The organism is Fibrobacter sp. (assembly GCA_017503015.1).
GTDB lineage: Bacteria > Fibrobacterota > Fibrobacteria > Fibrobacterales > Fibrobacteraceae > Fibrobacter.
Window position 1 is genome coordinate 1 of record JAFVTX010000053.1, and the last position, 8,839, is coordinate 8,839.

The 8,839-nt window shown below is 55.5% G+C and carries 9 protein-coding genes; 4 read left to right on the top strand and 5 right to left on the bottom strand.

Annotation, left to right across the window (positions count from 1 at the left end):
- From IKB43_10000 to IKB43_10010, 3 genes are all read left to right on the top strand, one after another.
- Window positions 1-1,075, top strand: a 1,075-nt coding sequence (locus tag IKB43_10000; protein ID MBR2470456.1) for a peptidylprolyl isomerase, incomplete at its 5' end; no start/stop codon positions are given.
- Between the two features lie 68 nt (window positions 1,076-1,143).
- Window positions 1,144-1,833, top strand: coding sequence for a cell division ATP-binding protein FtsE (gene ftsE, locus IKB43_10005; GenBank protein MBR2470457.1), 690 nt, complete (start codon window positions 1,144-1,146; stop codon window positions 1,831-1,833).
- Between the two features lie 195 nt (window positions 1,834-2,028).
- On the top strand, window positions 2,029-3,699 hold the full coding sequence (locus tag IKB43_10010) for a glycoside hydrolase family 9 protein (GenBank protein ID MBR2470458.1): 1,671 nt from the start codon (window positions 2,029-2,031) through the stop codon (window positions 3,697-3,699).
- Window positions 3,700-3,724: 25 nt separating this feature from the next.
- On the opposite strand, the gene IKB43_10015 is transcribed toward IKB43_10010, so the two are convergent.
- Together IKB43_10015 and IKB43_10020 are read right to left on the bottom strand one after the other, a co-directional pair.
- Window positions 3,725-4,531: an rRNA pseudouridine synthase gene (locus IKB43_10015; protein MBR2470459.1), complete on the bottom strand. Its 807-nt coding sequence runs from the start codon at window positions 4,529-4,531 to the stop codon at window positions 3,725-3,727.
- Between the two features lie 92 nt (window positions 4,532-4,623).
- Window positions 4,624-5,733: a histidinol-phosphate transaminase gene (locus IKB43_10020; protein MBR2470460.1), complete on the bottom strand. Its 1,110-nt coding sequence runs from the start codon at window positions 5,731-5,733 to the stop codon at window positions 4,624-4,626.
- A 156-nt stretch (window positions 5,734-5,889) separates the two neighbouring features.
- Here IKB43_10020 and IKB43_10025 point away from each other — a divergent pair, with 156 nt between their 5' ends.
- The gene (locus IKB43_10025) at window positions 5,890-6,426 is read left to right on the top strand and encodes a hypothetical protein (protein ID MBR2470461.1); all 537 of its coding nucleotides are present in this window, start codon (window positions 5,890-5,892) and stop codon (window positions 6,424-6,426) included.
- Between the two features lie 2 nt (window positions 6,427-6,428).
- Here the strand turns inward: IKB43_10025 and IKB43_10030 are convergent, their stop codons facing one another.
- The 3 genes from IKB43_10030 to IKB43_10040 form a co-directional block, all read right to left on the bottom strand.
- On the bottom strand, window positions 6,429-7,088 hold the full coding sequence (locus tag IKB43_10030; protein MBR2470462.1) for an SDR family oxidoreductase: 660 nt from the start codon (window positions 7,086-7,088) through the stop codon (window positions 6,429-6,431).
- Window positions 7,085-7,837 (bottom strand): VUT family protein, encoded by a 753-nt coding sequence (locus IKB43_10035; GenBank protein MBR2470463.1) that lies wholly within the window; start codon window positions 7,835-7,837, stop codon window positions 7,085-7,087. The genes IKB43_10030 and IKB43_10035 overlap by 4 nt, the downstream gene beginning before the upstream one ends.
- Window positions 7,838-7,944: 107 nt before the next feature.
- Window positions 7,945-8,784: an arginase family protein gene (locus IKB43_10040; GenBank protein ID MBR2470464.1), complete on the bottom strand. Its 840-nt coding sequence runs from the start codon at window positions 8,782-8,784 to the stop codon at window positions 7,945-7,947.
- Window positions 8,785-8,839 lie beyond the last annotated feature (55 nt).

Below are 8,839 nucleotides of genomic sequence, written 5' to 3' on the forward strand. Positions count from 1 at the left end.
GATCGAGGAGAAGGTTCTGCTTTCCCGCATAGACCGCGACTCCATCGTGGTGACCGACGCCGAGGTGGACCAGCGGGTGAACGCCCACTTGGCTCAGCTGGCCGGTAGCCAGAACATCGACCTTGCCACTCTCGAGAAAGCGATTCGCGCCCAGCTGGGTCTCAGCATGGCCCAGTACAGGGACCGCCTTTCCAAGCAGATTCGTAGCCACATCGAGCTCATGAAGGTCCGTCAGCGCCACGTAGGTGCGATTAGCCCCACCAAGAAAGAGGTGGATGCCTTTTACAAGGCATATAAGGATTCCATTCCGCCCCAGTACAACTGTGTGCTTCTGAGCCACATCCAGATGACCATCCACCCCGACACGGTGATTGTGGATTCCGTGAAAAAGGTGGCGGAGGCTCTGATCGACAGTCTGAACCTGGGCATGAACTTTGAGATTCTTGCGAAGAATCACTCCCAGGACACTTCCGCCGCCAAGGGCGGCGACCTGGGCTATTTCAAGCGTGGGCTTCTGGATCCGGCTTTCGAACGGGCTCTGGACCAGCTGAAGAACGGCCAGTATTCCGCAATCCCCGTGAAGACGGACTTGGGCTGGCATATTGTGCGTGTGCTTGGCCGCAAGGAAGACGGTGTGCGTTCGGCCCATATCTTGCTTCGGACGATTCCTACGGCGGCTGACACTGCGGCGGTAATCCAGCGGGCTGATTCCCTGCAAAAAACCTTGAAGACCAAGGAAGAATTTAGCGCCGCCGCCAAGAAGTTCAGCGAGGACAAGTCCAGCAACTTCCAGGGCGGGCTTCTGGGCTGGTTCCAGCGTAACGAGATGGAACCCGCCTACGTGGAACCTGTGGCAGGATTGAATGTGGGGGAGGTTTCCGAACCCGTGCTCATTGACGGGGCTTACCATCTGTTCCGCTTGGATGATTCCCGCCAGATTCGTGAGCTGAATCTCGAAGAGGATTACGGAAAGATTGAATCCTTTGCGGCATCCCACTTGGAAAACGAGAAGCTGAAAACGCTCATCAAGAAATGGCGGCAAGAAGTCCATGTGGACATCCGCCTGACGGAGTAGTCCAAAGGCAAAGAGCGGGATTGTTCTAGAAACGAGATGATGGCATAGGCATAGCGGAAGGCGCGAACATGATTCACTTCACCCACGTGACGAAATCTTACGAGAAGGACTGGAAGGCCCTCAACAACGTGACGTTCCGTATCAACAAGGGCGAGTTCGTGTTTCTGACGGGGCATTCCGGCGCGGGTAAATCTACGGTGCTGAAGCTGATCTACATGGACGAACGCCCCGACGATGAGCGTGGCGGACAGGTCATGGTGAAGTTCACCGGCGACACCGTTTATGACAGCAAGACCACGCCAGAAAAAAAGATTCAGGCGCTCCGCCGCAAGATGGGAATCATCTTCCAGGATTTCAAGCTGTTGCCCGACAGGAACGTCTTTGACAACGTGGCCCTGGCCCTTCGAATCGTTGGCACTCCTGCAAAGCAGATCAACGCGGCGGTCTTTGACGCCCTTGCCCTGGTGGGCATTAGCCAGAAACGCTTCGCCATGCCTTATACACTTTCGGGCGGTGAGCAGCAGCGTGTGGCCATCGCCCGCGCCATGGTCCACAACCCCTACCTGCTTTTGGCCGACGAACCCACCGGAAACTTGGACCCGGCAAACGCCGAAGACGTGTTCCGTATTTTCAAGGAAATCAACGCCCGCGGCACTACCGTGGTGATGGCGACCCACAACCCCGACTTCTACCTGAACAGCCCTTTCCGCCGCCTGGCTCTTGACCACGGTGAACTACTGAACAGGGATATGATTTAGGGGCTAGGATCTAGTCCATAAGAATAAGTGAGCTGTGGTTGGTGATTAGGAAAGGTGCGGGGTTCGAGTCGCGGCCCTAACGCATTTTGGGACTGGTGTGTTTTTTTTGGTTATGCACCGCTCTGGTTATCCCTGTAAACGGAAACGACGGACTTTTTCGGTTCTCGACAGACGAAAATTCCTAAAATTTGGGCCATGAAATTTTCCATCCGGCACAATCACGTGGGTTACGAGCCCAAGGCACCGAAGGTGTTTTTGCTGGCCTGCGACACTCCGGAAAATCCTCTCAAGGAAATGTCCCCCTGGTTCCAGGTGACAGACGAGTCCGGTACCGTGGTGGCCGATGGCCAGATGTCGGAAAAAGGCAGCTGCAAGTACACCGATGAATTCTTGTGGCAGGGGGATTTTTCTCAGGTTGCTCGTCTTGGAAAGTACAAGATTTCCGTGATGGATGCAAAGGGAAACTCCCTGGCGGAATCCCATGACTTCGAGATTTCGGACAGGATGGTGGTAAACCAGCTGGCCATGACCCTCAAGTCGTTCTATTTCCAGCGCTCCGGTGTGGAACTGCCTGCCGACAAGGCCGGAAAATGGGCAAGGCCCGCCGCCCATCTGGACGACCATCTGGAATTTCACTCCAGCATGAACCGCTCGGGAACCTGGAACGCCCACGGCGGCTGGTACGACGCCGGCGACTACGGGAAGTACATCGTGAACGGGGGCGTTTCTCTCGGGACCTTGCTCCTGGCCGCTGAACTGGCAGCTGACCATGCTACGACTCATACCGAAGGGGGACTTTTTCACGGTGGCTCTTTCCGTATGAACTTGCTGGAAGAAATCCGTTTTGAGCTGGATTTCTTTTTGCGCATGCAGGACGATGACGGTGGCGTGTTTTTCAAGGTTTCGCCTATCCGCTGGGACGGCTTTGTTTCGCCCACACAGTCAGATGCCAATCAGAAACGCCAGATTCTAGGCAAGTCCACCACCTCGACGCTGAACTTTGCAGGGGTGATGGCCCATGCTCATCGGGTGTTCAGGCAGGCTTATCCAGCCTATGCCAAGACCTGCCTCACGGCTGCGCTCCGGGCTTACCGCTGGGCCATCGAGAATCCCGATGTTACCTACCCGCACAATACCGAAGGAAGCGGCGGCTACGGCGATGAACGGTATGACGACGAGTTTTTCTGGACCCGGGCCATGCTGTTCCGTGAGTTGCCCCAGGGGGCGGATCAGGCTGGACTTTCCAAGGCGGAGCTTTTGCAGGCGCTGGAATCGGACATAAAAAAGTGCCCGGTCCAGATGGGGCTTTCCTGGCGGGATACCGACAACTTCGGCTGGATTGCCCTTGCCCTGCAGGATAGCGATTCTGCTATGCAGGCCAAGGCCCGCTGTGCTCTGGTAAGCGCCGCCGACGCTATCGTGGAACGCTGTTCCGCCGATGCTTACGGTCTTTCTCTGGAAAAGTTCGTGTGGGGCTCCAACGGTGAGATTGCAAACCACGGGCTCACCCTCCTGATTGCAAACCTCTGGAATCCGGATCCGTGCTATACGGAAATCGCCCGCGGTATGCTGGACTTTATCTACGGAAAGAACCCGGTGAACTGCTGTTTCGTGACCGGCGCCGCCCACAGTTCTCCAAAATTCCCGCACCACCGCATTTGCCATTCCGATGGGGTAGAAGACCCGATTCCGGGCCTTGTGGTGGGCGGCATCAACGCCGACAGACAGGACCTGCACCGTTTCCCGCATTATCCGGGCCCACAGCCGGGACTTTCCTATACCGACGAACGCTGTTCTTTTGCCAGCAACGAGACCGCCATCAACTGGAATGCTCCCTTGGTGGCCCTGCTGTCACTATTGGCCTGATTCCCCGAGCCTCGAACCTCGAGCCTCAAACCTTCTTTATTTCGCCGGGCTTTAAATCGCCCAGGGTGTACTTGTCGAACTGGATGCGCATAAGGCGCATGACTTCGTAACCCAAGTGGTCGAGCATGCGGCGGATTTCGCGGTTTTTGCCTTCAGATAGGGTGATTTCAAGCCAGCAGTTCTTTTCGCCAACGCTCGCGATGGCTGCGCGCTCGGCATGCATGAATTCTTCGCTTTCGCCGAAGATGCGGGGCGGGACGTTGAAGCCCGCTTCCATTTTCGCAAGGTCGTCAGCGGTGGGGTGGCCTTTGACCTGCACATGGTAGATTTTGAGATGTTGCTTCGGGCCTGGATCCTTCGACTCCGTTTCACTCCGCTCAGGATGACACATTGTTGAACCTCCGCTTAGCAATGCGTCGGCCCATTGCGTATCATTCGTAAACAGCAGCAGGCCTTCGCTGGCGGCATCGAGGCGGCCTACCGGCGATATGTGCGGTACGGGCCTGCCGGGGAACATCTTGGCGTATTCTTCGCGGAACAAGTCCATCACGGTCTTTCGGCCCTTCTCGTCGCTTGCAGTAGTGACGATTCCGCGGGGCTTGTTCATGGCGAAATACACGAACTCGCTTGCGGTGACGGGCGTGCCGTCCACAAGGATTTCGTCGTTCTCGTAGGCGGGCGTTTCGGGGTCGCGCACGATTTTATCACGCAAAGAAACCCGGCCCCCGCGGACCAGGTTTTCTGCTTGGCTTCTGCTGCAAAAACCGCGCTTGGAAATCACGCGGGCAACTCCGTGAGGTTTAATCCTGTTGTTTTGATGGTTCGTGCTCATCTAAATTGTCATGCCCGCCTCCGGGCGGGCACCTCCCTTTGTTGGTTTGAAATGGAGATTCCCGCCTTCGCGGGAATGACATAACCAGTGATTTACTTCCCGAGATATGCCTTGATGTTTTTGAGGCATTTTGCGTTTTGCGCTTCGGTTCCGACGGTAATGCGGAGCACGTCGCCCATGGCAGGCTGCGGGCGGATGATGGTGCCCTTCGCCTGCAGGAACTTGAATGCGTCCATGGGGTCCTTGAAACCGCCGACGGCGATGAAGTTCGCATGGCTATCCACATAGGGAAGGCCCAATTCCTTGAAACCGGCCTTGAGCTGGTCGAGGCCCTTCTTGTTCATTTCACGAACCTGGTTCACGAATTCCTGGTCGTCGAGGGCGCCGATGGCGGCCGCCTGGGCGATGCTGTTCACGTTGAATGGTTCGCGGATGCGGTTGATGAGGCCGACGATTTCGGGGCGGGTGATGCAGTAGCCCACGCGCAGCCCCGCGAGTCCGTAAATCTTGCTGAAGGTGCGGCAGCAGATGATGTTCCTGCCGGCATCGATGCGGCTCTTGAAATCCGGGACGAGCTCCGGCGTGTCTTCGATGAATTCGGTGTAGGCTTCGTCCATCACGAGCACGCAGGTTTCGGGCAGGCTGTCGGCGAAGTCGAGGATTTCCTTGGCGGTGAGGTCGGAGCCCGTCGGGTTGTTCGGGTTGGCGAGGAACACGATACGGGTCTTCTCGTTCACGGCGGCGCGCATGGCGTTGAGGTCGTAGTTGTAGGCGGGGGCCGGCATGTCGACTTCCACAATCTTCGCGTTCATGGCCATGGTGGCGAGCTTATACACGGCAAAGCTGTGCTTGCCCATCACGGCTTCGCAGCCTTCGCCGAGGAACACCTGGGCAATCATGTCCAAAAGTTCGTTGCTGCCGTTACCCACGGCAATCTGTTCGCGCTTCACGCCGCGGAACTCTGCAATACTCCCGATGAGGTCGTAGCTGCCACCGTCCGGGTAGAGGTTCACTTCTTCCAGGGCCTTGCGGGCCTCTTCCATGCCCTTCGGGCTCGGGCCTACGGGGTTTTCATTACTCGCGAGCTTGTCCACGTCTTTCGGGTCGAGGCCGAATTCGCGGGCGGTGTAGGCGATGGGTTTGCCGGTCACATAGACGGGCTGCTTCAAGATGTGCTGTTGTGCGAGTTCGTTAATATCCATGGTAAATAGTGGCTTTGAGGTTTGAGGTCGGTCGCCTTCGGCTCCCTTTGAGGTATGAGGTTTGTGTTTGATCTCAAAGCGAGATTTCCGGTGACCTTTTGTTCTTTGTTTTGTTGAAAAATAGCAAAAGCGCGGCGAAAAATATATATTTCACGTATGAACAAGTCGTTTTTCAAGTTTTTCTTTATCGGTCTCGCCGCAGTATTCTTCGCGGCCTGTTCCACATCGACGGTTTCCAGCGATGATGACGAAGATTTAAAATCGTCTTCAAGTGCAGAATCATCTAGCGAAACAGTAAAGAGCATCTACGAAGCGGTTGACGAATCTGGCCTGTACACGACCAAGGATTCTGTGGCCGCATACCTGTGCAAGTTCGACAAGTTACCCGCGAACTATGTCGGCAAGAGTGAAGGCAAAAAGCTTTACGAGTCGAAGACGGGCAACACCTTTGATAAGTGGAATTTCAACCCGTGGACCACAATCGGCGTGATGATTGGCGGCGACAACTTTGACAATTTCGCTTCCAACCCGGACAATTACCACGCAACATTGCCCGAAGGTTCTTACCACGAAGCCGACGTGGATTATTCCGGCGCAAATCGCGGAACCAAGCGGCTTGTTTACCAGCCGGACTGTGTAATCTACTATACTGCAGACCACTACGATTCTTTTACTAAGCTAGAAGTGCGCTAGTATCATGGCCACACGAAGGTGCTGTTCAGGTCCTTCTCGCCGTTATCGACGAGGATGTCCTGGCCGGTGCAGTTCTTGTTCACCACCGTCAGGAACCATACCCATTCCGCGATGTCTTCGGGTTCGGCCCAGCGCCTGAGCGGAGTCACGTCCATGATGCGGTTCCACAAGGCAGGATCGTCCATCACGGGCTTGTTGAGGCTTGTCTTGACGCCACCCGGGGAAATGCTGTTGCATGTAGCGCCGAACTTGGCGACGCGGCGGCCCACGTTTTTCACGTAGGTCAACAGCCCGCCCTTGGAAACCGCGTATTCGGGGAATTCGTCGCCGGTGTGCGCGCTGGAAGACGCAATGAAGAGTACCGACTTGATTTCGGATTGAATCGCGTACTTCTCGACGAAGTTCATCGCGCCCTTCAGGTTGATTTCGATGTCGCGACCGGAATTCTGCACGCCCGCGTTGCTCACGACGATGTTTGCCGCAATGGACAGCTCCGGGAAAGAGTTCTTGTCCGAGACGTCGGCGATGTGGTGCTCGTATTCGGCGTGGTCAATGGTAGATTCCTTGACGTCGAACCCGACCACATGCGCGCCCCGGTTCAGGAACAGTTCTGCGATAGCGCGGCCGATGCCGCTGTGCGTTCCGCTGATAAAGACGTTCATGCTTGCCCTGCCTTGAATTTGAGGTAATCGCTACCGACGTTTTCCTTTTCCCACTTGCAGGCCATCTTGTAGCCGAAGGGGCTGAAGACGATTTCGCAGAGGAGTTCCATGACGGCGCCCGTAATGGAGCAGATGAGGACCTGCTTCATGGTCCAGCCGAAGAACACGTGGCTTACCGTAAGGGCAAAAATCATGTTGTCCACGAACTGCGCCACCATCGTCGAAACGTAGGAACGTGCGGCGAACGTCTTGAAGTCCTTGCCCTTCGCAAATTTTCCCATGCCGTAGTTCACGACGGAGTTGACGAGAGACGCGGTGAACATGGCGAGCGCAGAGCCCAGCACCACGTACCAGGAACCGCCAAACGTGGCGTTGAGGGCATCGTTTGCCACCTTGGCCGCATCGGGGTTCGTGTCGATGTAGCTGTAGAATTCACCCCACATGCCCGGCGCATGGGAAAGGATGTTGAAGAACAGGCAGGTGCACAGGTTCACGAAGAGGGCGACTACCGAGACTTTCATGGCGGCCTTGGGCCCAAACCGCTTGCATATCATGTCCATGCAGAGGAACGAGAACCAGCTGAGCGTAAAGCCGCAGTCCAGGGCCATGTATTCGAACGAGACCAGTTCCTTGTTCGCGAGCAAGTTCATGCACACGACGGAGAGGATAAAGAAACTGACGGCGAGGGAGGGAATGTTGCGAAGCAGGATTACCAGGTCCTGCCATTCACGCTGGATATAGCTTTTCATTTTGTTTTTTAAGGAAGGTTAGACAAAGACTTCCGGAAAAATTCTGCAACATCGCAGAATTCTAACGCGCCAAATATAGGTTATTGGCTGGAAAATTTCAAGAGCAGTCAGAGATTCTGCAGAAATTCCGTCAATTCGCGGTTTATGCGGTCGTTTAGCGCATCCGCTTCTTGCACGGAGTGGTGTTCGTCGCCGGCAAAGTCACGGGCGCGCTCCCCGCAGATGTCTACACCGATGATTTTGTGGTTTATGGCGAGGCCGGCGATGATTTCTTTGAGTGTCGCTACATCCAGCGAACCCTGGTCCCAGTTCGTGGCCGCGTAGGCGGGGGAGAGGGCGTCTTTGTCGATGGAAAGGTAGACGGATGTGGAGTGTGGAATGTGAAGTGTGGAATAGACCCTATCGGGGCTACGCCCCTCCAGGGTGACTGTCGGCAATTCGCTTTCGCGGATAAACGTTATTTTGTCATTGCTCTCGGCTCCATTGTCATTGCGAGCATCCGCAGGGTGCGAAGCAATCTCTTTTCGGATTTCCTCTGCTAGGTGGTCGGCGACGCCGATAATGACAACGTTGTTTACGAACTTGTTCCCTTCGAGAACCTTCTTGACCCAGCCGCCGCAACTGAGGATGTTCCCGAATCGCGGCTCCTGCATGTCGGGGTGGTGGTCGAAAATGACAAGGGAAAACGGTTCCTGGACCATGTCGGTCCAGATTTTGCTCATGTAATGAAAATTCCCGTTGTCGAAGAAGTGAATGCCGCTTGCGTTCTTAATGCCTGCGTCGGCGATGCGCCTTCGGATGGTCTCGACGGCCTCGTCATCGCAGTAGCAGTCCGTGCCCGGAATGTCGGTGCAGTCTATCCATGTGGCCTCTCCAGAGAGCCATAGGCCTTCCATAAAGGGCTGGTTCTCATAGACGTTTGTAAAATTGCAGACGGTGATGGGCATGTCATTCCAAATTATAGTTTTAAAATGGGGTCTTAGGGGCAGAGCCCCTAGGAGA

What these genes read in the sequence shown, in the direction of transcription:
- IKB43_10020 (MBR2470460.1), bottom strand. Translation starts at nt 5,733, where the DNA reads ATGGATATTAACGAACTCGCACAACAGCACATCTTGAAGCAGCCCGTC.
- IKB43_10040 (MBR2470464.1), bottom strand. Translation starts at nt 8,784, where the DNA reads ATGCCCATCACCGTCTGCAATTTTACAAACGTCTATGAGAACCAGCCC.
- IKB43_10025 (MBR2470461.1), top strand. Translation starts at nt 5,890, where the DNA reads ATGAACAAGTCGTTTTTCAAGTTTTTCTTTATCGGTCTCGCCGCAGTA.
- IKB43_10015 (MBR2470459.1), bottom strand. Translation starts at nt 4,531, where the DNA reads ATGAGCACGAACCATCAAAACAACAGGATTAAACCTCACGGAGTTGCC.
- ftsE (MBR2470457.1), top strand. Translation starts at nt 1,144, where the DNA reads ATGATTCACTTCACCCACGTGACGAAATCTTACGAGAAGGACTGGAAG.
- IKB43_10010 (MBR2470458.1), top strand. Translation starts at nt 2,029, where the DNA reads ATGAAATTTTCCATCCGGCACAATCACGTGGGTTACGAGCCCAAGGCA.
- IKB43_10035 (MBR2470463.1), bottom strand. Translation starts at nt 7,837, where the DNA reads ATGAAAAGCTATATCCAGCGTGAATGGCAGGACCTGGTAATCCTGCTT.
- IKB43_10030 (MBR2470462.1), bottom strand. Translation starts at nt 7,088, where the DNA reads ATGAACGTCTTTATCAGCGGAACGCACAGCGGCATCGGCCGCGCTATC.